A 23,891-nucleotide genomic window follows, 5' to 3' on the forward strand; every position below is an offset into this window, starting at 1 on the left:
GGCCGCGAAGCCGGGCAGGATCAGACGGGTTAGTAGGCCAGGGAGCGGTCTAGGGCTTCGAGGATCTTGTCGATGTCCGGCAGGTAATCCTCTTCCACCTTTGCAACCGGGTAGGGCATGTGGAAACCGCCCACACGGATGACCGGGGCTTCGAGGTGCAGGAACGCCCGCTCGCTGATGCGGGCCGCGATCTCACCACCGATGCCGCCAAAGGTCGGGGCCTCGTGTGCAACGATCAGCCTGCCGGTCTTTTTGACGGAAGCTTCCACAGTGTCAAAGTCCAAGGGTGAGATGGAACGCAGATCGATGACCTCGATACTCCGTCCGTCCTCGACGGCAGCGTTTGCAGCTGCCAACGCCACCGGTACCAGCGGTCCGTACGCGACGATGGTGGCGTCGGAGCCCTCCCGGACAACGTGCGCCTTGAACGGGTCCGCGGAAAGACCCGGGTTCTGGACATCGACCTCACCCTTGAGCCAGTAACGGCGCTTGGGCTCGAAGAAGATCACGGGATCCTGGCACTCTACGGCTTTCTGGATCATCCAGTAGGCGTCGTGGGCGTTGGAAGGAGTGATGATGCGCAGGCCCGCGGTATGTGCGAACAAAGCCTCCGGCGACTCGGAGTGGTGCTCAATGGAACCGATACCTCCGCCGTAGGGAATGCGGATGACAACGGGAACCGTGAGCTTGCCCAGGCTCCGGGCATGGATCTTTGCCAGCTGCGTGGTGATCTGGTTGAAGGCCGGGTACACGAAGCCGTCGAACTGGATCTCGCAAACGGGCGAATATCCGCGAAGGGCCAAGCCGATCGCAGTGCCCACGATCCCGGACTCCGCCAGCGGCGTATCCAGGACGCGGTCGTCACCGAATTCCTTGATGAGGCCGTCAGTGACCCGGTAGACACCACCGAGGTGTCCAATGTCTTCACCCATCAAGAGTGATTTGGGGTTTCCCGTCAGAGTTGCACGGAGACCTTCGTTGATGGCCTTGGCAATGGTCATTGTTGCCATCAGTTGGCTGCCTCCTGGTCGCTTTCAAAGCCGGCAGAGTACTCCTCGAACCAGGCCAATTCCTCTGCAATCAGCGGATGTTGCTCGGCGTAGACGCTGGCGAACGCGTCGCGGATGTCGGGGACTTCCAGCCCGTGGGTGGTGCTGCGTACGTACTTGGCAAGTTCGTCGCCGTCGGCCTTGACCTGCTCGAAGAACGCCTCGTCGGCGAGTCCTTCGGCCCGAAGGTACTTTTCCAGGCGGTCCAGCGGATCCTTCTCGCGCCAGGCAGCCTCTTCGGCCGACTCCCTGTACTTGGTGGGATCATCAGCCGTGGTGTGGGCACCAACCCGGTAGGTGTAAGCCTCGATCAGGACAGGCCCGCGGCCCTCGCGGGCATGTTCCAGGGCCCACTCCGTGACGGCGTGGACCGCGATGACGTCGTTGCCGTCCACCCGGATACCCGGGAACCCGTAACCCTTGGCACGGTTGGCCAGCGGAACCTTGGTCTGGACTTCGGTCGGCACTGAGATGGCCCAGTGGTTGTTCTGGCAGAAGAACACCACGGGCGCGTTGTAAGACGCCGCGAAAACCATGGACTCGTGAACGTCGCCCTCTGAGCTGGCGCCATCTCCGAAGTAGGCGATGACTGCGGCCTTGGGGTCAGACGATTCCGTGGCAGCAGCAGCCTTCTGGTCCCGCTGGATGCCCATGGCGTAGCCGACAGCGTGGAGTGTCTGGGCAGCGAGTACCAGCGTGTACAGGTGGAAGTTGTTCTCGCGGGGATCCCATCCGCCGTTCGATACTCCACGGAACTGCTTCAGCAGCTCTGCGAGGTCCACGTTCCGGACCAACGCAACTCCGTGCTCCCGGTACGTGGGGAAGATGTAGTCCTGCGGCTGGCTTGCGTGCCCGGAACCGATCTGGGCGGCTTCCTGGCCCGTCAAGGGAACCCACAAGGCGAGTTCGCCCTGGCGCTGGAGCGCGGTGGCTTCCTGGTCAAAGCGACGGATCCTGGCCATGTCGGTGTAGAACACCCGGAGTTTCTCGGGGTCGATCCGCTTGGCGTAGTCCGAGAAGATCGGGTCCGAACCCAGCGCCCCGTCGGGTCCGAGCAACTGCACCATTTCCGTAGGTTCGCCTGGTGCGGCTGCTAACGCGGTTGTCGCCGCGAGAGATTCTTCCGTCCCGGGGGGCAGTTGTGTCGAGCCCATTCCGTCTCCTTGCTTTGCCGTGGCAGGTTGCCGGGCAATTCTGTCGCTGGGATATATGCCCGTTCCGGAATGCATTCCGGAACGGGCATATTTTTGGCTTTCGTCCCTTACTTTATCGGCAGTAAGTTCGGTTGGCGCATTTGTTAACCGCTAGGAACCTTGCGGCGCCTTTGTATAACCTGCACAGAGATTCAGGAAACGCGTGTTGGCCTCCACCTCTCCGATGCTGACACGGACGCCCTCATTGGCGAAGGCGCGAACGGACAGTGCCTGCTCTGCCGCCAGGGCCGCAAATTCGGCGCTGTTCTCGCCCAGATTCAACCATATGAAGTTGCCTTGGGCCTCCGGAATGAACCAGCCCAACTCCCGAAGCCCGGCCGTCACGCGGTCCCGTTCATCGACGAGGCTTTGTACCCTTTCCACAACCTGGTCGAAATTCTCAATCGAGGTTACGGCTGCCCTTTCCGCAATTTGTGAAACCGCAAACGGCGTTGCGGTGACCCGGAGGTGTTGGGTAAGCGCCGGGCCGGACACGCTGTATCCAACGCGCAAGCCAGCGAGCCCATGCGCCTTTGAAAAGGTTCGCAAAACCACCACATTGGGGTACTTGCGGTAGAGCTTGATGCCGTCAACGGCCTGGGGGTCGCGGACGAATTCCTGGTAGGCCTCGTCGATAACCACCACCACATTCGGGGGTACTGACTGAATAAAGCGCTCAGTTTCCTCGGCGGTCAGAATCGGCCCGGTGGGGTTGTTGGGCGTGCACAACAGAATCACCTTGGTACGTACGGTAACTGCCGCAGCCATGGTGTCGAGATCGTGCCGGCCGTCCGCCAGAAGAGGAATCTGAACACTGGCAGCGCCCGCCAGGCCTACGCAGATGGGGTACGCCTCGAAGGAACGCCACGCGTAGATCACCTCGTCTGCCTTGCCGTCATCGTTTTGCCCGGCGAACGTCGCAAGGATTTGGTTCAGCGCTCCGAGGCTGCCGGCACCGGTGACGACATCGTCAGCCGGGACGTCCAGAAAGCCTGCAAGGGCGGTCCGAAGCTTCGTTGCCAGCGGATCGGGGTAGCGGTTGATGTCAGTCTGGTCCGCAATCGCCTGCAACACTGCAGGAACCGGAGGCAGCGGATTCTCGTTGGACGACAATTTATAGCTGGTGAGGCCTTCAATTGCTGCCGGTGGTTTACCGGCAGCGTATTTGGGAAGCCTGTCCACGACCGGTCGAGGGAGTACGCCCTCCGGTGCGTTGTCAGTAGTAGTCATGGCTTCAAGCCTACTTGCACCCCTCGCACGGCCGGAGTGATGGAGAAACCGCCCAGCCACGGCACAGGTGAGTGTGAAAGCATGGGGCCATGGGTTCATTCATCATCCGCGTCCTCATCAACGGGCTCGCCCTGTGGGTTGCAACCTGGCTGTTGCAAGGCATGGACATCACAACCAGCGCCACGGAGTCAGCGGCCGCCAATGCGGGACTGACGCAGGGCGCTGACACGGTGGGCATAATTTTGGCGTATTTGTTCATTGGGCTCATTTTTGGAGTGGTCAACGCCTTCGTGCGTCCCTTGGTGAGGCTTCTTTCGCTTCCCGTGACCATCCTGACCCTGGGCCTGTTCACCATCGTCATCAACGCGGCGATGCTGTACCTCACTGCGTGGCTCAGCACTTTCACCCCCGTACACCTGACTTTGGATTCCTTCTTCTGGACAGCCATCCTGGCGTCGATCATCATCAGCATCATCTCCATGGTGGCCGGGCTCATCCCTGGTACCCGTAAGCGGTAGGAATCATCGCGCTCCGGCCGTGGACCGTGATTCGGGAAGGGCAGGTACCTTCAGACTGCCCCTACGATCTGTCCGCGGATCCCGGGTGAGCTTGAACCGGGTAATCTTCGCCGCGCCGCCAACGCCCACGACTCCTGCGAACGCCGCAGTGGATGCAAGCAACGAAGGATCTCCGCTCGCGCTGACCAGCTCGGCTCCTTTCGCATAATTCTCCTGATCGTGCCCGGGGCCCAGGCCCGGATCTTCCCCTTCGGGAGTCTGGACGTGGTCCGTCAGCGTCACTGTCACCCGTTCCTTCGTGTCAGGGTTCATGTGCCCGTCCGTTCCGGGAACCCAATCCTGCACGTGTTCCAGATGCAGGGAGTTGATGCCAGGCTCGGGAACTATGCCTCCAACAGGAGCGCCGGCAGTAAGCACGAATTTGAGGTCGAACTCACTGAGGAACGCCTTGTCCCGGCCAAGGTTCATGGCGTGCACACCGCCCTGGCTATGCCCGACTGCCACCACCTGATCCCCGGCTCCAGCCCCTGCTTCATGCAGGGCCTGCGCGACTGCGGGGATGACCTCCTCGGAGCCATAGCCGACTGCTTCGCCGATTCCCTGGATGTCCAGAGGGTTGGTTGAGGGCGTATGGGGCTGTGTGCCGGGTATCAGGACCATCCATGAGGACGAACCGTCGTTATCAAACTCGATCACCTCAATCTCGCCGTCGTTCCTGGCATAGACCTTCTCGAGACGCCGGAGACTTTCGGCCATGGAAGGCTGCACATCTTCCACGCTTTCGCTGACCTTCGCCACGCTGACGGGACGGGGTTGGAACGCTGCCAGCAACGGTGAACCGAGCACCAGCCCCACCACCGGCTCTGCTTCGAGACCCGGGGTGATCACCAGGTTGAGGATGTCCTCAGTAAGGTCACGTCCCGGTCTGAGGAAGTGGCCCGGGTCCGGGAACATCATTGCCCCGGGCCCAAGGAGATGGAGCCGGGTGTTCAGTGCCTCCGTCGTTGCGTAGTCCCGGTGACTGGCCCGCACGCTTGCGCTGACGTCGCACAGGTCCTGACGCAGGCGTCCTATGTCTTTCCTGCTTTCGGCCACGGCATCGATGGCCAGACAGCCCGAGTCATAGGAGTCGGAGAGATACGGCGTGAGTGCATCCTGAACGCGACGGGCCTCTTCCTCGATGCTCAATAGCTGCCGAACAATGTCATCGAGCCGGTCGGCCCCCCTCACAAGTTCTTCCAGCTGGAAAGAGATCCCGCCAACTCCTCCCCGGATGCTCAGGCTTCCGTCGGCCGGCGGCGGAGAAGGCGTGGGCGCCGCGCCGGCACCCACCGGAGCCGCATCGGCCATCAGTATCCCCTCCCGCTCTGGAGGGAGACGTTCTGTGAGTGCCTCAGCACTACCGCGGCGGCGCCGTCCAAGTTCTCCCGCGCCCGCATAAGGGCAGAAGCATGGATGGCGATCGTGGTCCGGTACTCACGGCCCGCCGGGGACTGCCATTCCTCCAGCTGAATCTTCCGCAGGGAGGCAAGGACGGTATCTGCCTGGTCGACGCAGGTCTTCATTCGCCATGCAAGCCGTTGGACTTCGTGGCTCCGGGAAGCACATTCCGAAGGATCGAAAGCGGGTGGATTGGCTGCAGGCATCACGCCGAGGCTCATGTGGGTTGTACTCCAGTGGTCGTTCTGCTGATCGGTAGCCAAAACGCTACGGACGGGCAGAGGCCGACGGAAGTATCGACGTCGCGTATGTGGATAACCTGACGGGTCGTCCACATAGCCCCGTCATCGACGCCGGCCTCCGCGCCGGGCATGAAAGAATAGGCACCATGGCTGAATCCCCTCGTGTGTCCCTCGCTTCCGAACCTCTGGCTCTTGGCGCCCTTGACGGCCGCTACCGTGCCGCCGTCGCACCCCTCGTGGACTACCTGTCCGAGGCCGCGCTGAACCGCGATCGCGTGCACGTCGAAGTCGAGTGGCTCATCCACCTGACCAGCCAGTCTGTTCTTCCGGGCGCCGGTCCGCTCTCCGACTCCCAGATTGCCCAGCTGCGGGCCATCGTCACCGAATTCGACGCGTCGTCCGTCGCCGAGCTCGCAGAGATCGAAGCCGTTACCGTCCACGACGTGAAGGCTGTCGAGTACTATATCGGCCGCCGGCTGCCCGCCATCGGCATCGAAAACCTGACCGCCATGGTTCACTTCGGCTGCACCTCCGAGGACATCAACAACCTCTCCTACGCTGTTGGAATCAAGGGTGCTGTTGAAGATGTCTGGCTTCCCAATGCCACGGCCTTGGTAAAGCAGATCGAGGCCATGGCCGAGGAAAACCGCTCCGTGCCCATGCTCTCCCGCACGCACGGCCAACCGGCCACGCCCACCACTCTCGGCAAGGAACTGGCGGTCATTGCGCATCGCCTCAACCGCCAGCTCGCACGCATCGCCAAGACCGAATTCCTGGGCAAGATCAACGGCGCCACCGGCACTTACGCCGCCCATGTCGCATCTGTGCCGGGCGCTGACTGGGAAGCTGTCGCCAAGTCCTTCGTGGAAGGACTGGGCCTCACGTGGAACCCGCTCACCACGCAGATCGAAAGCCACGACTGGCAGGCCGAGCTGTACGCCGATATCGCACGCTTCAACCGCATCCTGCACAACGTGTGCACGGACATCTGGAGCTACATCTCCATCGGCTACTTCCGCCAGATCCCGGTGGCCGGAGCCACTGGTTCATCCACCATGCCGCACAAGGTAAACCCGATCCGCTTCGAGAACGCCGAAGCCAACCTGGAAATCTCCAACGGTCTCCTGGACACCCTGGGCGCAACACTGGTCACGTCCCGCTGGCAGCGTGACCTCACGGATTCGTCTTCGCAGCGCAATATCGGTGTCGCGTTCGGCCACTCGCTGCTTGCGATTTCCAACGTCGCCAAGGGTCTCAAGGCCCTCGACGTAGCCGAGGAAGTCCTGGCCGGCGACCTCGACACCAACTGGGAAGTCCTGGGCGAAGCCATCCAGATGGTCATGCGCGCCGAAGCCATCGCCGGAGTCGAAGGCATGGAAAACCCCTACGAACGGCTCAAGGACCTCACGCGCGGCCAGCGGGTGGACGGTGCCCGCATGCAGGAGTTCGTTCAGGGCCTGGGCCTCTCCGCTGAGGCTGAAGCACGTCTGCTCGCCCTGACGCCGGGCAAGTACACGGGCATCGCGGACAAGCTCGTGGACCACCTGAAGTAGCCAAAGGAACGCACAGCGTTCGACGGCGGCGGGCGGGGCTGGGAGCCTTGGCCCGCCGTCGTGGTTTAACCTGCCGCTGACCCTTGGGGCGACACGGCGTGTCGGGTCCTTTCCGGGCCTTCGCGACTGATTGGCTGGAACCAACCGGGCTGCGGCACAGCACGCAGGACACACAGCCCGGATGGAACGCCGGCCAGACGAAACGATGTAAGGAGCGGGGCACCATGAAGCTCCTGTTGATCAGGCACGGACAAACCCCGGGCAATGTTGCGGGCCAGTTGGATACAGCCTTCCCCGGCCCGGGCCTGACGGCACTCGGAGAGCGCCAAGCGGCCGCCCTTCCTGAAGCACTGGCAGACGAAGCCATCGACGCCCTCTACACTTCTACTTTGCTACGCACCCAACGCACTGTTTTGCCGCTGGTCAAGGCCACCGGGCTGCAGGCAACCATCCTGGACGGCGTCCACGAGATCGAAGCCGGCAGCCTGGAAAAGAAGACCGATCACGAGTCGCACATGCGCTACATGAGCACGGTATTCGCCTGGACCGACGGCGACTTGGACGTACGCATGCCCGGGGCGTTCGCGGGGCACGACTTCTTCGCCCGCTTCGACGCCTCCGTGGAGCAAGTGGCGGCCGCCGGGCATCAGACCGCGGTGATTGTCAGCCACGGAGCAGCAATCCGTTGCTGGGCCGGCCGCAGGGCTTCAGACATCGACGCAGTGTTCGCCCGAACGCACCAGTTGCCCAACACCGGAATTGTGGCCCTCGAAGGTGACCCGGCAAGCGGTTGGCGAGTCCTGCACTGGGACCAGATCCCCGTTGGCGGTATGGCACTGACGGACCAAACCTCCGAGGATCCCACAGGCGAGGCACTGTAACGCTGGAGACGGGCAGTATTTCTCCCGACGCTTACGCGCAGGAAACACCACGGTAACCCCGGCTACCTAGGCTTAAGTCGCATAGACACCTCCCCGAAACCCGGCGAATTGAGGCATAAATGCAGACCAACCCACGGCTCAACATCCGGCAGGTCACGTGGGCCAACCCCGTAGGTGCCGACCTTCGAGCCGCGCAGCAGGCAGAACTGGATTCACGTTTCGGAAGCACTGACCACGAACCCGGGCCTCCCCCGTCGGAAGCCGATACCGCAGTCTTTGTGGTGGCTTACGAAAAGTGTTCCGGCCAACCGCTCGGCTGTGGCGGCCTGAGAATGCTGGACGAGAACACGGCAGAGGTAAAGAGGCTCTACGTGGTTCCGTATGCCCGTGGCTCGGGAGTGGCGAGCTCAATCCTTGCCGCGCTCGAAGCCCAGGCACATTCACACGGATTCACGGTGATCGCAGCCGAGGCTGGTTCAGCCCAGTCGGACGGCCGCAGCTTCTACGAAAGCGCGGGCTTTGCGGCCGTGCCCAACTTTGGTCCCTATGTGGGCGTCAACGAGTCATATTGCTATTCCAAGCGCCTGGATTCCCACAGTGCTTCACACACTGCAATGGCGTAAGCGGGACAGTCGCCGGCGCAACATCCAGCATGGAGTTGCGCCGGTTCGATAATCTCGGATTATGGAAAAAGCAGACATCACCTTTCGGACCCGTAAATGGGTTCGGCCCGAGGACCTTAACGCCAACGGCACGCTCTTCGGCGGTAGCCTGCTGAAGTGGATCGATGAAGAGGCCGCGATCTACGCCATCCTTCAACTCGGCAACGGCAGGGCCGTCACCAAGTACATCTCGGAGATCAACTTCGTGAGCTCCGCAGTCCAGGGCGACCTCATCGAGATGGGGCTGACGGCCAAGCACTTCGGCCGCACGTCCTTGACCATGCGGGCCGAGGTGCGGAACATGATCACGCGGCAGGCCATCCTGACCATCGAGGAGATCGTGTTCGTCAACCTCGGAGCTGACGGGCGTCCCCAGCCCCACGGTTACACGGAGATTACCTACGACCGCGACCGGATCCCCACCCACCACCTGACCGAGACGCTCGACGAAGACTGAACCACCCGCCGTCGTGCAGCCTTCAAACTGCAGTTAAACGGGTGCTGGCGGCCGCGAATACGCGGCCGCCAGCTTGTATTTCCGGCGACGGGAGTGAGTGCCGCCGGAACCTGTGGGGCGCTTTAGCGCCGGTCGAACGTCAGCCCGCCGGGCACCTGGAACGTCGGCATGAGTTCGAGCATGCCTACGTTGACGTGGCGGGGCGTTTCGATGGCGTAGTCCAGCGCATTGACGATGTCGTCCGTGGTCAGCGACTCGTAGCCCTCGTAGTAGGTCTGCCAGGCTTCTTCCATGGCCTCGGGCGTGCCGCCGAGGTTGCGGCCGAAGATCTCGGTCTCCACGCGGCCAGGGCAAATTTCGGTAACGCGGATGCGCTTGCCCACGGTGTCGTTCCGGAGCTGGCGGGAAATCTGGTGCACGGCGGCCTTGGTGGCGTGATAGACCGTGTGCCCGTAGAAGTTGTACAGACCAGCGATCGAGCTGATGTTGATGACATGGCCAAGATCGCGCTCCACCATGCCCGGCAGCACCAGCCGGGTGAGCTGCAGCAGGCCGCGAAGGTTCACGTCCACAAGCTCGTCAATGTCTTCCTCGGAGGAATCCAGGATGTTGCCCGGTCGGGAAACACCGGCGCAGTTCACCAGGACATCCACCTTGAGGTCACCGACGACGGCGGCCAGCGCGGCCGTGTCGGTTAGGTCGACTACGTGCGGGATGGCTCCGGTGCGGTCGGCCAGTTCGGCGAGGCGTTCCTCGTTGCGGGCGACGGCGTGGACTGTCAGGCCGCGCTTGGCGAGGCGCTCCGCGATGGCGGCACCCATCCCGGTTGACGCTCCGGTGACGAGGGCGGTGGTGTAGTCGGAAAAAGACATGGTGTCCTCCAGAAGGTGGGGAATCGGTGGGCCGCTGTGCGCCGGACCGGTAAGGCCCGGCGCACAGCCGCTAGGTGGTGGCTAGGCGTCGCGGAGTGGTTCGTGGGCTCGGTCCTTGACCGTGCTGACCGCGATGAGCGTGCCGAGGGCGGTGATGACTGCGTAGAAAGCAGGCATGTAGATGTTGCCGGTGCTGCCGATCAGCCAGGTCATGAGCAGCGGGGCGGTGCCGCCGAACAATGCCGAGGAGATGTTGTAGCCGAGACCGTAAGCCGAGTAGCGGACGCGGGTGGGGAACAGCTCGACGATCAGGATATGGATGACTGCGGTGTGCCCGGCGAAGACGATGGCCATGATGCAGGCGCCGAGGATGGCCAGGCCCATTTCGCCGGTGGCGATGAGGGCGTAGGACGGAATGCCGAGGACAGCCATGGCGATCGCGGAACCAGCGATGACTTTCTTGCGGCCAATGCGGTCGGACAAGGCGCCCATGAACGGGATGGCGATGCAGATGACCACCAGGCTGCAGGCGGTGACGAGGAGTGCCTCACCGATGGTGAAGTTCAGCTGCTTGCCCTTGAGGAACGTCGGCATGTAGGAGAAGAGAACGTAGTAGCCGGAGCCGTTCATCAGCGGGATGAAGAGGGCCAGGAGCATGGCCCGGCGGTGTTCTTTGGACTGGAAGGCTTCCTTGAGGGGGTTCTTGGAGAGGCCGCCCTCTTCCTTGAGCTTCTCGAAGTTCGGGGTGTCGCTGATGGCCTTGCGGATGTACCAACCGATGATGCCCATGGGGATGGCGACCAGGAACGGGATGCGCCAGGCGAACGCACCGAAGCCGCCGCCGTCGATCGCTGCCTGGGTGAGCCACGGCGACATGGAGTAGGCCACCAAAGTACCGGTGAGCAGCGCCGCGAAAGAGGCAATCTGCGCGTAGGAAGTGATGACGCCGCGCTTGCCTTCAGGGGCGTGTTCAGCGAGGAACGTCATGGCGCCGGCAGCTTCGCCACCAACGGAGAAGCCCTGCAGAAGCCGCAGGAGAACCAGCAGGATGGGAGCTGCAACACCGATTGCTGCGTAAGGGGGAAGCAGGCCGATACCGGCGGTGGCGACGCTGATCAGGAGGATGACAAAGACCAGTAGTTTCTGCCTGCCGATCCGGTCGCCAAGATAGCCGCAGACCACTGCGCCGAGGGGACGGACAAAGAAGGAGACCGCGTACCCGGCGAAAACGAAGAGCAGGGCGTTGTCCGGGTTGCCGGGCGCCAGGAAGACCAGGGCCAGAGTCCCTGCCATGAAGGCGAAAATGCCGTTGTCGTACAGTTCCACGAAGATGCCAACGCACCCTGCGGTGACAACCTTGCGGGTTTGGCGGCCCGTGAGCCGCTCATGCTGCACTGGAGCAGCATTGGTGCTTGCGGTCATGACTTTTCCTTACTGGGATGAGCGTAGCAACGCCTACTGGTTGACGACAGGGTTTTAGCTGCATGCCGCAACTGGTAGGTCCTGCCACTGGGGACGGCATCCAATGCCGAGGAGTCCGAAGACGGTGTGGACGGATTCGCGGAGGGTCTCAAGCTGGGCCCGCGAGCGCCTGTGGGCGGCAGTTGCTTCTGCCACTGTGGTTTTCCGAAAACGGACTTTGTCCCCTGGCCTCGCTTGGGCCAGGACATCCAGTCCGGTGCTGGTAACCACTGCGAGGACGGGATATCCGGCGGTGACGCCGCGTCCCCGGTGCAGTACCAGCAGCTCTTCCCTTGAGGGAACCTCGACGGCGCCCACTGGCACGCCGCGGGAAAGGACCTCACCGCTTGAGGTTCTTTCCGGAAGTTCTCCGCCAAGCCGCAGGCCTATGTGGTTGCTGCGGCCGCTGACGGCGTACTCGGAGGTGAAGAGCAGTTCACCGGATTCGCCGAACTCGGCGACGTCCGGCCCGTCGGTCACGTCGACCAACAAGTCTGAACCCATGCCCGGCCTTTCGAGGCCGAGCCGGAAAAGGGGAAGGTCGAAGTACGGCTGGCGTACAGGTGTCACGCTCCGACGGGTGACGAGCGCGGTTCCTTCCTTGAGCTGGCGTCCGAAGCCCACGACGGTGTCCGGGGCGGCGCTGCCAAGCAATGTCTCGGCCTCAATGGAGCCGTGGACGGCCAGGTAGGCACGGAGTCCGCGGTGGATCCCGCGGATGGACACGGATTCGCCCGCACGCACCGAAACGGGTTCCCACTGGCTGCATGCTCGTCCGCCGACGGTCAGGGTAAGGGGCGCGCCGGTCACAGCGATCAGGACATCTGTGTTCGCGGTCATCCGAAAGTCGAGGGCCGTGATCTCCACCAGGGGATCGTTGTCAGGATTTCCGGCCAGGATATTGGCGGCGCGCGCTGAATACTGGTCGAGGGCGCCGTTCACGGGAAGTCCGAAGCGGGGGCCCCGGGTCCTGCCGAGGTCCGTCACCACGGAGTTTCCCGGCTGCTGGATCAGGATCCGGCCGCTCATGGCAGGCGTTCCAATTCCAGCGGTTCCAACTCCCGGCCAACGAAGTCGTTGAAGTCTTCGCTGCGGATCTGCCGGAACCGCAAAATGTCGCCGGGCTTGTACGGGACCAACGGTTCCTTGTGGATGTTCAGCACGGAAAGCGGTGTCTGGCCAATCACGCACCAGCCACCCGGAGCAGCGGCCGGAGCGATGACTGCCTGGCGTCCGGCAACGGACACCGCACCTGCCGGGACGCTGAGCCGGGGATCCTTCAACCGGGGTACAGGCCTGGGGAACGCGGGACCGTCCATCATGGGAGAACCTGCGGGAGCGCCCAGGCATCGTACGGTGTAGGTCTTTTCAGTGTGGAGCCGAATGACTTCTCCGGTTGAAATGCCTTGATGCTCCGCAACGAGTTCCAGGTCCGGACCGAAGTCGCCACCGTAGACCACGGGGACATCGAATTCACGGGGCGCCTGCGCTCCCTCGGCTGCATGGCCGAGCTCCAGCAGCCCCAGCTTGACGAAGGCGCGCACTTGGCGGGCCGAAACCAGGATGGGATCGAATTCCACCAGGACGGAGTCGTAGGTGGGAACGGCACCGTAGAGACCTTCGGCGCCGCAGCTTTCCAGCCAGTCGGCCAAGCGGTGAACTGTGAGCCAGTTGTCTTCGTTTGCTTGAGAGATGGCCACGACACGCAGTGCGGAGTCACCTGACTCGTAAATCTCGGTGGGGGCCACTGTCAGGACGGTCATGTCAGGCCGCCTTCTTCCTGGCATCCATGACCTCGGCCAGCGGGGCGATGCGAACACCGGCGGAGATGAGCTCGGAACGGATCAGGCGGGCCAGTCCGACAGCGCCGGGGTTGTCCCCGTGGAGGAGGACTGTGTCGACGTCGATATCCATGTCAGCGCCGTTGGCGCAGCGGATCTTGCCGTCAACCACCATCCGGAGCGTCCGCTCCACGATGTCGGCGGGATCATGCAGCACAGCACCGGGTTGGCTCCGGGGAACCAATGTCCCGTCTTCCTGGTAGGCGCGGTCAACGATGCCGACAATTGCCACGTCCAGCCCGGCGGCGCGTGCAGCCACAGCCAGTTCGCCTTCCTGGGCCACCACCACGAGTTCGTTGTCCACGCGGGCCGCTGCCTCGGCCACGGCCCGGGCGTAATCGGCCCGGACGGCAACGAGGTTGCCGAGCCGGCCGTGGGGTGCCAAGTGCGTGACCTTGGTGCCGTGGAATGCGGCGAAGCCATTCAGCGCGCCCACTTGGTACACGACGTCGTTCTGAACTTCACCGGCCGAAAGGCCCATGTCCCGCCGACCGAAACCCCGCAGGTCCGGGAAACCCGGATGGGCCCCGATTCCAACTCCACGTCGCACGCATTCGCCAACAGTCGCGGCCATAATGTCCGGATCGCCGGCATGGAACCCGCATGCGATATTGGCGCTTGAGACGATCTCAAGGAGTTCGGAATCGTCGCCAATGGTGTAGGCGCCAAATCCCTCTCCGAGATCCGCTACAAGATCAATTATCGGGTTCACGTGGTTCTCTTTTCGTGGTTTTGCCGTGGAATTGAATTCCAAGGAAACGGCGGGTGATTTCAGGATTCCCCTCCGTTGCCGGATGTTCTTTCCAAAAGTCTCGCACCGGTCAACCACGCGGCACAAAGACCTAATAGTTATCCCGTAATAGCTCTCCGTTATGACCTGCACCACCCTGTACTGTGGCTTGGGTCCCACCGGCCCCGGATAGAATTTCCCTAACGCATGCCACCCGGGGACGTGGCCCTCGAGGAAGGCAGACCAATGGATACGCGCAAGCTCTCATACTTCGTGCAGATCGTTGACTCCGGCAGCATTACCAAGGCTGCTGCGGCGCTCCACGTGGCACAGCCCGCCCTGAGCCAACAGGTATCGGCACTGGAAAACGACCTCAAGCAGCGCCTCCTGATCCGCAGCAAACAGGGCGTTGAGCCTACCGCTGCGGGACACACCCTCTACCGGCACGCGCAGTCGATCCTCCGGCTGGTGGAGCAGGCGCGGCAAGACGTCGCCACCTCCGGCGCAGCACCCTCCGGCCGGGTTTCCATCGCGATTGCGCCCTACAGCATGGCCTCCAGCCTGACGCCGCAGATCATCAGCGAAGTCAGCCGGCGCTATCCGGACATCGTGGTGCACTTGACCGAGATTTTCGGCGGGGTGTTGAGCGAAGCCATCAAGAACGGCCGCCTGGACATGGCACTCATCTACGAGCCCGGAAAGATCCGCGGAGTGCAATTCACCACCATGATCGTGGAAGACCTGCACTTGGTGGTCCATCCGGACCTGGACGTGAACCACGGCGAGGATACGGTCACGCTTGCGGAAGCCAGCAAGGTGGGACTCTTCCTTCCGGAGAAGAACCACACCCTCCGCCAGATCATCGAGAAGGGTCTCGCCGAACAGGACCTGCCCCTCAAATTGGTGGGCGAAGTCGAGTCGGTACCGTCACTGACCCGCCTGATCCGGGCCAACCTGGGTGGCACTGTGTTGCCCAAGTCGGCCGCGGATGCCCTCTTCCCGGACCAGGACTTCAAGGTGTTGCGGATCGTCGAACCCGGGCTGCAGAGCAAGATCGCCCTCTGCACTCCCGACCACGAGCCGCTGTCCGAGGCAGCCTCAGCCGTGCTCATGGTGGTCAAGGAAATGCTGCACCAGCAACTGATCAGGAAGTACGGAACCGACCCCGTGCAACTGCCGGCCCATCCATAACAAAGCCTTATCCGGACAGACGGCTTTGGTCTTATTCAAGACCGTTTTAATTTCCTAAAATCGAATCAGCAAGGAATTCGAAAACAGCTCACGGACACCGCGGGCACGTTCAAAGGAAAAAACGGTGAAAAAGATCAGCACGACCGGATGGGTTTCGAATCCAACCCGTGGAACGATCAGCGCACGAACCGGATTCCACTGCCCGCGGAATGGTTTTTGGCGTCCCATCGGTGGCATCGGTGAACCATTGTTTGTCTTCGAAGGCAGCCTGATGCCCGCACACTCCGGAAACAGCATCGAGTGGCATCTGGTGGATACCCGCCCCGGCCACTCCGGTCTCGACTGAGCGGCGGCCGCAGGGCAGCCGCCGGACCCGGCCACCCGCCGTCGTACTTCCACCGCCGCTGCACCGGACCGCTTAACTCGACCGCACCAAGGCGCCCTGCCCCCGGCAAGGGCGCCTTTTCATGCCCGCGGCCCTGATCGTGCCACAAACCAGTCTTGCCGCAAACCGCTCGTGCCGTAAACGGGCACGCCAAAGGGCCGGCCGCAACGCCACAGACGCGCGACCGGCCCCTTCGCGGAAGATCAGTCCTCTACCAGGAGGCCCTTCTCCTTGAGCTTCTCCGTCAGTCCGCAGAGCTCAATGGTGTTGCCGCCGTCATGGTAGAGCTTGATGAGTTCGCGCTCGTGGTCATCGCGTGCTTGGGACAGCGCAATGACTTCCTCGGCCTCTTCGCGGCGGACCACCACAACGCCGTCAGCGTCGCCGCGGAGGATGTCGCCCGGGTAGATGATTTCGTCGCCGAAGACGATGGGGTGGTTGATCGGGCCGAGGGTTTCCTTGACGGTGCCCTTGATACTGACGCTGCCGGAGAACACGGGAAGGCCGAGTTCAATCAGGTCCTGGGTATCCCGCACGCCGGAATCAGTGACCATGGCAGCGATCCCCTTGGCTTTCATCGCGTTGCCCAGGACATCGCCGAACGTGCCGGCCTCGGCCATTTCCTGCGCGCCGACCAGGACCACATCGCCGGCCTGGGCATAGTGGATGGCGACCTGGAGCATGAGGTTGTCCTGTGGTGCGCAGGCGACAGTGACGGCCGGGCCGCAGAAGGACATGGAACGGTCGATCGGCTTGATCCTGGAGCTCAGCGCGCCGCGGCGGCCCTGTGCTTCGTGGATGGTGGCAGAGGAAAACTTGGCGAGGCGGCTGACGACATCGGCGTCGGGGCGCTCGAACTTGGTCTTGACGTGGATCATTGTCTGGATCTTTCTAGTTGAGGGCGTTGACGGCATCGCGGATCGAGTCCACACCGGCGTTGATGGTCTCCAGCGAGGTAGCGAAGGAGATCCGGAAGTAAGGGCCCAAGCCGTAGGCCGAACCCTGGATGACGGCCACGCGTGCGGCGTCCAACAGGTAGAGCGTGAAGTCCTGGTCGTTCCCGATGACCTTGCCGTCGGGCGCGGTTTTGCCGATTACGCCTGAGCAATTCACGTACGCGTAGAAGGCGCCTTCGGCCGGCGCAACGGACAGGCCGTTGATGGCGTTGAGGCCCTCGACGGCGGCGTCCCGGCGTTTGCGGTAGACCTCCACCGAGTCACGGACGAAGGACTGGTCACCGTTCAGCGCCGCGACTGCTGCGGCCTGGCTGATGGACGACGGGCACGACGACGTCTGCGACTGCAGTTTGTTCATGGCCGCAATCAGGGGTACTGGACCCACTCCGTAGCCGAGCCGCCAACCGGTCATGGCATAGGCCTTGGAAACTCCGTTGACCAACAGGACGCGGTCCTTGAGCGCCGGGACGGCTGTGACCAGGCTGGTCACGCGGCCGTCGCCGAAGTGGACTTCGTCGTAGATCTCGTCGGTGAGGATGAAGACGTGCGGATTCTTCCCGAGGACCTCCCCGAGCTCCTGCAGTTCCTCACGCGTGTAGACGGCCCCGGTCGGGTTGGACGGAGCGTTGAGGATGAGCCACTTGGTTTTGGGTGTGATGGCCGCCTCCAGTGCGGCCGGTGTGAGCTTGAAGCCCGTATCCTCGCCGCACGGGACAATCACCGGAGTGCCGTCATTGGCCAGGACCATGTCCGGGTAGGAAACCCAGTACGGCGCGGGGACGATCACTTCGTCGCCCTGGTTGAGCGATGCCATCAGTGCCACGTAAAGGACCTGCTTCGCTCCGCCACCGATGGTGAGCTGCTTGGCGTCGTAGCGATGTCCGGCGTCCCGCTCGATCTTGTTCAGGATGGCGGCCTGCAGCTCAGGGGTGCCAGTGACCGACGTGTACTTCGTCTCGCCGGCGTTGATTGCCTTGATGGCGGCGGCCTTGATGTGGTCAGGGGTGTCGAAATCCGGCTCGCCGACCGTGAGGTCGATGATTTGGACGCCTTCGGCTTTCAGTTCGCGGACGCGGGCGGCAGCGGCGACGCTGGCTGAGGCCTTGATGCGGCTGACCCTCGACGCCGGCAGGAACTCGGACATGTCTCCTCCAGGAATGTGGAACCCGGGACGCGCGGATTCGCGGATCCCTTTTTCGAGACTAAGGACTGAAAGGGGGCTCTGGATAAGACCTAATGTGCGTGGATCTATAAGGGACCCTTATGACCGAAGGCGGCACCACACCCATGCACTTTGCTTATGGGTTCACGCGGTTTTGGTATTTCCGCGGCTTGCTGGACTCCGCCTAGATTCGAAGGGTTGGAAGTGTCCGCGCAGCGCCCGTTCCGTGACCGAAAGGTAGCCCATGCCAACCCATACCCGGTCAACCACAGCCCGGTACTCATACCGCGCCCGTGCACCACGAACCGAGGCTCCGACTCACGTGGAACGCGCCAAACTCGTGCATGCACTGGCCCTGCACCGGCAACTCCTGAGCCATGCTTCCAGCGCTATCCGCAACCTCACCGCCGCCAGGAACGAGTTGATTGCGCAAGCCATGGAAGACGGGTTGGGGTTCGCGACCATTTCCGCAGCGACTGGCGAGAATCTCCGCACCGTCCGAACCATCGCTTTGGCTTATGACGATCTCCATCCGAGCGGACTTCCCCGGCAAGCCCAGTTGGCTGCGTTGAAGACCAAAAGCCATGAGCTTCGTGCGGCCGAGAGGCACCGCGAACAGATCACGGAGCGGCGGGAAGCCCTGATTGTGATGGCACTCCGAAACCACGTTTGTGATGATCTGGAACTCGCGTCACTGACAGGGCTCACCCCGGACCATATCCGCCGGGCAACCCGAGGAATCGCACGCCCGGCCTAGTACGCCCGGGCCTGGGCCTCCCCGCCTGCCGTCCCCGCCTGCCGTCCCCGGCTGGGCACCCGTTGAACCCAACCCCGGCGGAGGGTAGAACGGGTACATGACCAACGACGTGAACTCCTGGATGGACCGGTACGAACGCGCGTGGACCTCGAACGAGCCTGACGATATCCGGGCGCTCTTCACCGAGGACGCCACCTACTTCGACAAGCCCAACACGGAGAAACCGTGGAATGGCCACGAAGAGATCGTCAAGGCGTGGGCGGACGCAGGCGACAAGCCTGAGGACTGGACCTTCGAATGGACACTCCTGGGGCAGGACGGCGATACCGCTTTCGTCCAAGGCGTGACCACATACCTCAACGGTGAGCCCACCTATGACAACCTCTGGGTGATCCGTTTCGCCGACGACGGCCGCGCCCGTGAATTCACCGAGTGGTACATGGCGCGCAAGTAGCTCAGGATCGGTCAGCGGGGCGGATCAGCACATTCTTTTGGATCTGGCTCCAGCCTTGGTACTTCGCTTGGCCGGCGTCGACGTCATCGTTGATGAGCTTCGCTTGTGAACCGTCAAACACAGTGAGGGTGAGGATCTCCTCACCTGTGGCAACCGCCGCGCAGCCTGCCCTCCATCGCTCCGGGAGTCCGACCGGCACCGCATACAGGCAAGCGGATCCGCCTGTCTTGCTCTTGGCCCCGTAGTACTTCACGTCATCATGGGTAGCCAACAAACGGGCCGACCCCGGCTCGACCTCAAGATCCACTCCTGTGAGGCTCACGGGCTCCGGAAGCTGGTCCTCTGCCGTCGCTTCCCTGGCCAGGACGTCCGGACCTGTTGGCGACGAACAACCGGCCAGCCCCAACGCGGCAACAACGGCAACTACAGCGACAACACGACGTTTCATGGCTCTGCCCCCTCAGGCTCCCGTGCCGTCCAGCCTAGCCCACCCCCTCTGGTCCAGTAGCTGTCAGTAACTGTCGCGCTCCGCCGCTTCGGGCACGGGGATGAACGTCTTGGCAAACCTCTCCGACTCGCGGGCCAGCACCGCCACATCGGCACCGACCAGCACAAAGGAGGCACCGGCGTCGAGATAGGCACGGGCGGTATCAGGGTTGAAGGCGTTCACGCCGGCAGGCTTGCCGGCCGCCTTAGCGGCTTCCAGGCAATGCTCGACGACGGCCCTCACCAAGGGATTCTCCTGCTGTCCCAGCAGGCCCATGGACGCGGCGAGGTCCGAGGGGCCGAGGAAGATGCCATCCACGCCGTCGACGGCCAGGATCTCCTCCACGGCCGAGGCCGCAGCCTCGGATTCGATCTGGACCGTGAGGCTGATGGACTCGGAAGCAGCAGCCAGGTAGTCCGGGACACGGTTCCACCGTGAAGCCCGGGCCAGTGCCGAGCCAACCCCGCGAACACCATGCGGCGGGTACCGGACAGCAGCAACCGCAGAGGCTGCCTCAAACGCAGAGTTCACCATGGGGATCAGCAGGTTCTGCACGCCGAGGTCCAGGTACTGCTTGATGACCACGGTGTCATTGACCGGTGGCCGGACCATGGCCTGCACGGGGTAACCGCTGACGGCGTGGAGCTGGGCAAGGATCGATTCGAGGCCGTTGGGACTGTGCTCCGCGTCGATCAACACCCAGTCCAGACCTGAACCGGCGCAGATTTCCGCCACCAGCGGGCTACCGGAGCAGACCCACATCCCGGCCAAGGGGCGACCCGCGTCCGAGAGGGCCGAATAGAAGGTGGGGCTCAGCTGAAGTGACATGTCACAACTCCCAACGGTCCGTAATCCGCGTGCACGGTATCACCTTTGTACACCCACAGGGGGCGGGTAAACGAGCCCGCCAGGATGATATCTCCGGCCTTCATCGAATCCCCGTGCGCGGCGATCTTGTTGGCCAGCCAGTGCACTCCATTGGCCGGGTGGTCGAGCACGCCGGCCGCGACTCCGGTCTCCTCGACGGTCTGGTTCTTGTACAGGATCGCGGACACCCAGCGGAGGTCGACGGTGTCAGGCCGCACCGGTCGTCCGCCCACCACCATGGCCCCCATCGCGGCGTTGTCGGAGATGGTGTCCACGATGGTCCGGCCCTCCATTTCGATCCTGGAGTCCAGGATTTCGAGGGCCGGAACCACGTAGTCGGTGGCATTGAGGACATCGAAAATAGTGCAGCCGGGCCCCTTGAGGCCGGACTTCAGCACGAAGGCCAGCTCCACCTCCACCCGTGGATGGGTGTACTTGTCCCACTCCACGGAACAGCCGGTCTCCAGGATCATGTCGTCGAAAATGGCGCCGTAGTCGGGCTCGGTGATGCCGGTGGCAGCTTGCATGGCTTTGGACGTGAGGCCGATCTTGCGCCCCACCAACGTGCGTCCGGCTTCCTCGTTCCGCCGCATCCATAGCTGCTGCACGGCGTAGGAGTCCTCCACCGTCATGTCGGGGTAGCGCGCGGTCAGGCGCGGGACCGGTTTACGGTTCCGGCCGGCTTCGAGGAGCTCGTCGGCAATGGCTTCGATCGTCTTCGCGTCCAACATGGCCTAGACCTGGGCTCCCAGCTTGAAGCCCTCCGCCGTATCTGAAGCGCCCTCGGGCCGGGTGTAGGAGAAGCCGTCGGCGCCGACAGTGACGGCCATTTCGGACTTGTCTTCGCGCTCGATAATGGGCTGCGGGTTGCCGTCGAGGTCCAGGACCAGGGAGGCCTCGGTGTACCAGGACGGGACCACGGGGTTGCCCCACCAGTCGCGGCGCTGGTTGTCGTGGACGTCCCAGGTGACGGTGGGGTTGTCGGGATCGCCGGTGTAGTAGTCCTGCGTGTAGATCTCCACGCGGTGGCCGTCCGGGTCAAGGATGTAGAGGTAGAACGCGTTGGACACACCGTGGCGTCCGGGACCGCGTTCGATCCGGTCCGAGATGCGCAGGGCACCCATCTTGTCGCAGATCTGGATGATGTTGTGCTTCTCGTGCGTGGAGAACGCGATGTGGTGCAGGCGGGGTCCGTTGCCGCCGGTCAGGGCGGTATCGTGCACGGTCTGCTTGCGGTGCATCCACGCGGCGTAAGTGACGCCGTCGGAATCCTTGATGTCCTCGGAAACGCGGAAGCCGAGGTCCTCCAGGTACTTGCGGCCGCGGGGAACGTCCGGGGTGACCTGGTTGAAGTGGTCCAGGCGGACCAGTTCCCCGGCGGAATAGAGGTCGTAGCGCTGGGTGAGGCGTTCGACGTGCTCGACGTCGTAGAAGAACTCGTACGGGAAGCCCAGCGGATCCTCCACGCGGACGGAGTCGCCCACGCCCTTTGTGAAGCCCTCCTTGCGGCGCTCAACGCGGCAACCCAGCTCGCGGTAGTAGGCCTCGGCGGCGTCGACCTCGGCCGGGGACTTCACACGGTAGGCGAAGGCAGCAGCTGCGGCGACCGGGCCCTTGCGGAGGACCAGGTTGTGGTGGATGAACTCCTCGAAGGAGCGCAGGTAGATGGTGTTCTCGTCCTCTTCGGTGACGTGCAGGCCCAGCAGGTCCACGTAGAACGCGCGGGACTTCTCCAGGTCCGTGACTACGAGTTCCAGGTACGCGCAGCGGACGATATCCGGAGCCGGGACTGTGGGAGTGGGGATGGGGCCGGTGAATGGGTTGCTCATGGGATTCTCTCTTCGTTGAAAGGGGTCATTTGGATGGATTTTTTGTACAGGTACGGCCCTCTAGAACGGGTTTTAGGGGCGTTATCTGTACAAAAACTCCGAGTTAGGCGCCGAATTTGGGTGTGTGGACCGAACCGAGCGTGATGTGCACGGCCTGCTGGTCGGTGTAGAAGTCGATGGAACGGTAGCCGCCCTCGTGGCCTAGGCCGGAAGCTTTGACGCCGCCGAACGGGGTGCGGAGGTCGCGGACGTTGTGGCTGTTGAGCCAGACCATCCCGGCTTCGACGTTCTGGGAGAAGTTGTGGGCCCGGGTCAGGTTCTGGGTCCAGATGTAGGCCGCCAGGCCGTACTTGGTGTTGTTCGCCAAGGCGAGGGCTTCGTCGTCGTTCTCGAAGGGCGTGATGGCCACGACGGGACCGAAGATTTCCTCCTGGAAGATCCGCGCGTCAGGCGCGACGTCGGCAAACACCGTGGGTGCGATGTAGTTGCCTTCAGGCAGGTGGTCGGGCCTGCCGCCACCGGCCAGGAGCCGGCCTTCGGACTTGCCGATCTCCACGTACGATGCCACCTTGTCGTAGTGCTCCGGGTGGACGAGTGCGCCGACCTGGGTCTTGGGGTCGTGGGGATCGCCCACCACGATGTTCTTGGCCCGGGCGGCGTATTTTTCACAGAATTCGTCGTAGATGGCCCGCTCAACCAGGATGCGGGAGCCGGCGGTGCAGCGTTCGCCGTTGAGGGAGAACACCCCGAACAGTGCCGAGTCGATCGCAGCCTCCAGATCGGCGTCGGCGAACACGACGCACGGGGACTTGCCGCCGAGCTCCATGGACAGGCCTTTGAGGTTGGCTGCAGCGTTGCGGAAGATCGTCTGGCCCGTGGTGGTCTCGCCGGTGAAGGAAATCAGCGGCACGTCCGGGTGCTTCACCAGTGCATCGCCGGCTTCCTCGCCCAGGCCGTTCACCAGGTTGAACACGCCGTCGGGCAGGCCGGCGTCCTTGAAAATCTGCGCCCACAGCGACGCAGAGAGCGGGGTGAACTCGGCAGGCTTGAGGACCACGGTGTTGCCCGTTGCCAAAGCCGGGGCGAGCTTCCAGGACTCCAGCATGAAGGGCGTGTTCCACGGCGTGATGAGGCCTGCGACGCCGATCGGCTTGCGGTTCACGTAGTTGATCTGCGAGCCCGGAACCTTCATGGCGTCATCGAACTGGGCCACGATCAGGTCCGCGAAGAAGCGGAAGTTCTCGGCAGCCCGGAGCGCTTGGCCCTTGGCCTGTGTGATCGGCAGGCCGGTATCGAACGTCTCCAGCTCGGCGAGTCGTGCTTCCTGCGCTTCAACGGCGTCGGCGATCTTGTTCAGGACACGGGCACGTTCGCGCGGCTTCATCTTCGGCCACGGGCCGTTCTTGAAGGCTTCGCGGGCGGCGGCCACGGCGAGGTCGATGTCTTCCTTCTGGCCGGCAGCCGCGGTGGCGTAATTGCCGTTGGAGACCGGATCCAGGACGTCGAAGGTCTTACCGGACACGGAGTCAACGAACTCGCCGTTGATGAAGTGCTGGATATGGGTGGGCAGGTTTTCGGGAATGTAATGCTTGTTGGTTTCTACCGAGGTCGTCATCGTTGTCTTCCTTTTCTTCCAACGCGGGGTCACTTATGGCCCATTCGAGGTGGGTTTAT

The 23,891-nt window shown here is 63.0% G+C and carries 26 protein-coding genes; 9 read left to right on the forward strand and 17 right to left on the reverse strand.

Features of this window, described 5'->3' with window-relative positions:
• Positions 1–29 precede the first annotated feature (29 nt).
• From HMI60_RS18825 to HMI60_RS18835, 3 genes are all read right to left on the reverse strand, one after another.
• Complete coding sequence (locus HMI60_RS18825) at positions 30–1,010, reverse strand: alpha-ketoacid dehydrogenase subunit beta (RefSeq protein WP_018779834.1); 981 nt, start codon at positions 1,008–1,010, stop codon at positions 30–32.
• A complete protein-coding gene (gene pdhA, locus HMI60_RS18830) occupies positions 1,010–2,203 on the reverse strand; it encodes a pyruvate dehydrogenase (acetyl-transferring) E1 component subunit alpha (protein WP_026267455.1) in 1,194 nt (397 codons plus the stop codon). The genes HMI60_RS18825 and pdhA overlap by 1 nt, the downstream gene beginning before the upstream one ends.
• 150 nt (positions 2,204–2,353) lie before the next feature.
• Positions 2,354–3,472 (reverse strand): histidinol-phosphate transaminase, encoded by a 1,119-nt coding sequence (locus HMI60_RS18835; protein WP_026267454.1) that lies wholly within the window; start codon positions 3,470–3,472, stop codon positions 2,354–2,356.
• Positions 3,473–3,561: 89 nt separating this feature from the next.
• Here HMI60_RS18835 and HMI60_RS18840 point away from each other — a divergent pair, with 89 nt between their 5' ends.
• Positions 3,562–3,990: a phage holin family protein gene (locus HMI60_RS18840; protein ID WP_018779831.1), complete on the forward strand. Its 429-nt coding sequence runs from the start codon at positions 3,562–3,564 to the stop codon at positions 3,988–3,990.
• A gap of 3 nt (positions 3,991–3,993) precedes the next feature.
• Here HMI60_RS18840 and HMI60_RS18845 read toward each other — a convergent pair whose 3' ends face one another.
• Both HMI60_RS18845 and HMI60_RS18850 read right to left on the reverse strand, forming a co-directional pair.
• Complete coding sequence (locus HMI60_RS18845) at positions 3,994–5,340, reverse strand: hypothetical protein (RefSeq protein WP_110506039.1); 1,347 nt, start codon at positions 5,338–5,340, stop codon at positions 3,994–3,996.
• Complete coding sequence (locus HMI60_RS18850; protein WP_018779829.1) at positions 5,340–5,651, reverse strand: hypothetical protein; 312 nt, start codon at positions 5,649–5,651, stop codon at positions 5,340–5,342. The genes HMI60_RS18845 and HMI60_RS18850 overlap by 1 nt, the downstream gene beginning before the upstream one ends.
• Positions 5,652–5,818: 167 nt before the next feature.
• Between HMI60_RS18850 and purB the strand changes: the two genes are divergently transcribed.
• The 4 genes from purB (at position 5,819) to HMI60_RS18870 (ending at position 9,225) form a co-directional block, all read left to right on the forward strand.
• Positions 5,819–7,225: an adenylosuccinate lyase gene (gene purB / locus HMI60_RS18855; protein WP_079582396.1), complete on the forward strand. Its 1,407-nt coding sequence runs from the start codon at positions 5,819–5,821 to the stop codon at positions 7,223–7,225.
• A gap of 224 nt (positions 7,226–7,449) precedes the next feature.
• A complete protein-coding gene (locus HMI60_RS18860; RefSeq protein ID WP_193590205.1) occupies positions 7,450–8,106 on the forward strand; it encodes a histidine phosphatase family protein in 657 nt (218 codons plus the stop codon).
• Between the two features lie 119 nt (positions 8,107–8,225).
• A complete protein-coding gene (locus tag HMI60_RS18865; protein WP_018779826.1) occupies positions 8,226–8,729 on the forward strand; it encodes a GNAT family N-acetyltransferase in 504 nt (167 codons plus the stop codon).
• Positions 8,730–8,790: 61 nt separating this feature from the next.
• On the forward strand, positions 8,791–9,225 hold the full coding sequence (locus HMI60_RS18870; protein ID WP_018779825.1) for an acyl-CoA thioesterase: 435 nt from the start codon (positions 8,791–8,793) through the stop codon (positions 9,223–9,225).
• Positions 9,226–9,347: 122 nt separating this feature from the next.
• On the opposite strand, the gene HMI60_RS18875 is transcribed toward HMI60_RS18870, so the two are convergent.
• The 5 genes from HMI60_RS18875 to HMI60_RS18895 all read right to left on the reverse strand — a co-directional run bounded on the left by HMI60_RS18875 (position 9,348) and on the right by HMI60_RS18895 (position 14,111).
• Positions 9,348–10,097 carry an SDR family oxidoreductase gene (locus tag HMI60_RS18875; protein ID WP_039243328.1) on the reverse strand — a complete coding sequence of 250 codons (750 nt, stop codon included), beginning with the start codon at positions 10,095–10,097 and terminating at the stop codon, positions 9,348–9,350.
• 81 nt (positions 10,098–10,178) lie between these two features.
• The gene (locus HMI60_RS18880) at positions 10,179–11,519 is read right to left on the reverse strand and encodes an MFS transporter (protein ID WP_018779823.1); all 1,341 of its coding nucleotides are present in this window, start codon (positions 11,517–11,519) and stop codon (positions 10,179–10,181) included.
• A 54-nt stretch (positions 11,520–11,573) separates the two neighbouring features.
• Positions 11,574–12,587, reverse strand: a complete 1,014-nt coding sequence (locus HMI60_RS18885; protein WP_018779822.1) for a biotin-dependent carboxyltransferase family protein — start codon at positions 12,585–12,587, stop codon at positions 11,574–11,576.
• Positions 12,584–13,321: an allophanate hydrolase subunit 1 gene (locus HMI60_RS18890; protein ID WP_193590206.1), complete on the reverse strand. Its 738-nt coding sequence runs from the start codon at positions 13,319–13,321 to the stop codon at positions 12,584–12,586. Before HMI60_RS18890 ends, HMI60_RS18885 begins: the two co-directional genes overlap by 4 nt.
• 1 nt (position 13,322) lies before the next feature.
• Positions 13,323–14,111 (reverse strand): LamB/YcsF family protein, encoded by a 789-nt coding sequence (locus tag HMI60_RS18895; protein WP_055973562.1) that lies wholly within the window; start codon positions 14,109–14,111, stop codon positions 13,323–13,325.
• 264 nt (positions 14,112–14,375) lie between these two features.
• On the opposite strand from HMI60_RS18895, the gene HMI60_RS18900 reads away from it, so the two are divergent.
• Together HMI60_RS18900 and HMI60_RS18905 are read left to right on the forward strand one after the other, a co-directional pair.
• The gene (locus HMI60_RS18900; RefSeq protein WP_039243331.1) at positions 14,376–15,320 is read left to right on the forward strand and encodes a LysR substrate-binding domain-containing protein; all 945 of its coding nucleotides are present in this window, start codon (positions 14,376–14,378) and stop codon (positions 15,318–15,320) included.
• Positions 15,321–15,444: 124 nt separating this feature from the next.
• The gene (locus HMI60_RS18905; protein WP_018779818.1) at positions 15,445–15,666 is read left to right on the forward strand and encodes a hypothetical protein; all 222 of its coding nucleotides are present in this window, start codon (positions 15,445–15,447) and stop codon (positions 15,664–15,666) included.
• Positions 15,667–15,908: 242 nt separating this feature from the next.
• Here HMI60_RS18905 and HMI60_RS18910 read toward each other — a convergent pair whose 3' ends face one another.
• Both HMI60_RS18910 and HMI60_RS18915 read right to left on the reverse strand, forming a co-directional pair.
• On the reverse strand, positions 15,909–16,583 hold the full coding sequence (locus HMI60_RS18910) for a 4-carboxy-4-hydroxy-2-oxoadipate aldolase/oxaloacetate decarboxylase (RefSeq protein WP_018779817.1): 675 nt from the start codon (positions 16,581–16,583) through the stop codon (positions 15,909–15,911).
• A gap of 13 nt (positions 16,584–16,596) precedes the next feature.
• Positions 16,597–17,805, reverse strand: coding sequence for an aspartate transaminase (locus tag HMI60_RS18915; protein WP_018779816.1), 1,209 nt, complete (start codon positions 17,803–17,805; stop codon positions 16,597–16,599).
• 262 nt (positions 17,806–18,067) lie between these two features.
• Between HMI60_RS18915 and HMI60_RS18920 the strand changes: the two genes are divergently transcribed.
• Positions 18,068–18,580 carry a hypothetical protein gene (locus HMI60_RS18920; RefSeq protein WP_227453598.1) on the forward strand — a complete coding sequence of 171 codons (513 nt, stop codon included), beginning with the start codon at positions 18,068–18,070 and terminating at the stop codon, positions 18,578–18,580.
• A gap of 97 nt (positions 18,581–18,677) precedes the next feature.
• Positions 18,678–19,034 carry a nuclear transport factor 2 family protein gene (locus HMI60_RS18925; RefSeq protein WP_193590207.1) on the forward strand — a complete coding sequence of 119 codons (357 nt, stop codon included), beginning with the start codon at positions 18,678–18,680 and terminating at the stop codon, positions 19,032–19,034.
• A 1-nt stretch (position 19,035) separates the two neighbouring features.
• On the opposite strand, the gene HMI60_RS18930 is transcribed toward HMI60_RS18925, so the two are convergent.
• The 5 genes from HMI60_RS18930 to hpaE all read right to left on the reverse strand — a co-directional run bounded on the left by HMI60_RS18930 (position 19,036) and on the right by hpaE (position 23,832).
• Entirely contained in the window at positions 19,036–19,482 is a 447-nt protein-coding gene (locus HMI60_RS18930) for a hypothetical protein (RefSeq protein ID WP_193590208.1), read from the reverse strand.
• Positions 19,483–19,545: 63 nt separating this feature from the next.
• On the reverse strand, positions 19,546–20,349 hold the full coding sequence (locus HMI60_RS18935; RefSeq protein WP_193590209.1) for an HpcH/HpaI aldolase/citrate lyase family protein: 804 nt from the start codon (positions 20,347–20,349) through the stop codon (positions 19,546–19,548).
• Positions 20,334–21,119 (reverse strand): 2-oxo-hept-4-ene-1,7-dioate hydratase, encoded by a 786-nt coding sequence (gene hpaH, locus HMI60_RS18940; protein ID WP_193590210.1) that lies wholly within the window; start codon positions 21,117–21,119, stop codon positions 20,334–20,336. The genes HMI60_RS18935 and hpaH overlap by 16 nt, the downstream gene beginning before the upstream one ends.
• Positions 21,120–21,122: 3 nt before the next feature.
• Complete coding sequence (gene hpaD, locus HMI60_RS18945; protein ID WP_018779810.1) at positions 21,123–22,217, reverse strand: 3,4-dihydroxyphenylacetate 2,3-dioxygenase; 1,095 nt, start codon at positions 22,215–22,217, stop codon at positions 21,123–21,125.
• Between the two features lie 103 nt (positions 22,218–22,320).
• Positions 22,321–23,832: a 5-carboxymethyl-2-hydroxymuconate semialdehyde dehydrogenase gene (hpaE, locus tag HMI60_RS18950; RefSeq protein WP_193590211.1), complete on the reverse strand. Its 1,512-nt coding sequence runs from the start codon at positions 23,830–23,832 to the stop codon at positions 22,321–22,323.
• Positions 23,833–23,891: the final 59 nt, after the last annotated feature.

Source organism: Paenarthrobacter sp. YJN-D (assembly GCF_015040335.1).
GTDB classification, from domain to species: Bacteria; Actinomycetota; Actinomycetes; order Actinomycetales; family Micrococcaceae; genus Arthrobacter; species Arthrobacter nicotinovorans.

What these genes read in the sequence shown, in the direction of transcription:
- HMI60_RS18825 (WP_018779834.1), bottom strand. Translation starts at nt 1,010, where the DNA reads ATGGCAACAATGACCATTGCCAAGGCCATCAACGAAGGTCTCCGTGCA.
- pdhA (WP_026267455.1), bottom strand. Translation starts at nt 2,203, where the DNA reads ATGGGCTCGACACAACTGCCCCCCGGGACGGAAGAATCTCTCGCGGCG.
- HMI60_RS18835 (WP_026267454.1), bottom strand. Translation starts at nt 3,472, where the DNA reads ATGACTACTACTGACAACGCACCGGAGGGCGTACTCCCTCGACCGGTC.
- HMI60_RS18840 (WP_018779831.1), top strand. Translation starts at nt 3,562, where the DNA reads ATGGGTTCATTCATCATCCGCGTCCTCATCAACGGGCTCGCCCTGTGG.
- HMI60_RS18845 (WP_110506039.1), bottom strand. Translation starts at nt 5,340, where the DNA reads ATGGCCGATGCGGCTCCGGTGGGTGCCGGCGCGGCGCCCACGCCTTCT.
- HMI60_RS18850 (WP_018779829.1), bottom strand. Translation starts at nt 5,651, where the DNA reads ATGAGCCTCGGCGTGATGCCTGCAGCCAATCCACCCGCTTTCGATCCT.
- purB (WP_079582396.1), top strand. Translation starts at nt 5,819, where the DNA reads ATGGCTGAATCCCCTCGTGTGTCCCTCGCTTCCGAACCTCTGGCTCTT.
- HMI60_RS18860 (WP_193590205.1), top strand. Translation starts at nt 7,450, where the DNA reads ATGAAGCTCCTGTTGATCAGGCACGGACAAACCCCGGGCAATGTTGCG.
- HMI60_RS18865 (WP_018779826.1), top strand. Translation starts at nt 8,226, where the DNA reads ATGCAGACCAACCCACGGCTCAACATCCGGCAGGTCACGTGGGCCAAC.
- HMI60_RS18870 (WP_018779825.1), top strand. Translation starts at nt 8,791, where the DNA reads ATGGAAAAAGCAGACATCACCTTTCGGACCCGTAAATGGGTTCGGCCC.
- HMI60_RS18875 (WP_039243328.1), bottom strand. Translation starts at nt 10,097, where the DNA reads ATGTCTTTTTCCGACTACACCACCGCCCTCGTCACCGGAGCGTCAACC.
- HMI60_RS18880 (WP_018779823.1), bottom strand. Translation starts at nt 11,519, where the DNA reads ATGACCGCAAGCACCAATGCTGCTCCAGTGCAGCATGAGCGGCTCACG.
- HMI60_RS18885 (WP_018779822.1), bottom strand. Translation starts at nt 12,587, where the DNA reads ATGAGCGGCCGGATCCTGATCCAGCAGCCGGGAAACTCCGTGGTGACG.
- HMI60_RS18890 (WP_193590206.1), bottom strand. Translation starts at nt 13,321, where the DNA reads ATGACCGTCCTGACAGTGGCCCCCACCGAGATTTACGAGTCAGGTGAC.
- HMI60_RS18900 (WP_039243331.1), top strand. Translation starts at nt 14,376, where the DNA reads ATGGATACGCGCAAGCTCTCATACTTCGTGCAGATCGTTGACTCCGGC.
- HMI60_RS18910 (WP_018779817.1), bottom strand. Translation starts at nt 16,583, where the DNA reads ATGATCCACGTCAAGACCAAGTTCGAGCGCCCCGACGCCGATGTCGTC.
- HMI60_RS18915 (WP_018779816.1), bottom strand. Translation starts at nt 17,805, where the DNA reads ATGTCCGAGTTCCTGCCGGCGTCGAGGGTCAGCCGCATCAAGGCCTCA.
- HMI60_RS18920 (WP_227453598.1), top strand. Translation starts at nt 18,068, where the DNA reads ATGCCAACCCATACCCGGTCAACCACAGCCCGGTACTCATACCGCGCC.
- HMI60_RS18925 (WP_193590207.1), top strand. Translation starts at nt 18,678, where the DNA reads ATGACCAACGACGTGAACTCCTGGATGGACCGGTACGAACGCGCGTGG.
- HMI60_RS18930 (WP_193590208.1), bottom strand. Translation starts at nt 19,482, where the DNA reads ATGAAACGTCGTGTTGTCGCTGTAGTTGCCGTTGTTGCCGCGTTGGGG.
- HMI60_RS18935 (WP_193590209.1), bottom strand. Translation starts at nt 20,349, where the DNA reads ATGTCACTTCAGCTGAGCCCCACCTTCTATTCGGCCCTCTCGGACGCG.
- hpaH (WP_193590210.1), bottom strand. Translation starts at nt 21,119, where the DNA reads ATGTTGGACGCGAAGACGATCGAAGCCATTGCCGACGAGCTCCTCGAA.
- hpaD (WP_018779810.1), bottom strand. Translation starts at nt 22,217, where the DNA reads ATGAGCAACCCATTCACCGGCCCCATCCCCACTCCCACAGTCCCGGCT.
- hpaE (WP_193590211.1), bottom strand. Translation starts at nt 23,832, where the DNA reads ATGACGACCTCGGTAGAAACCAACAAGCATTACATTCCCGAAAACCTG.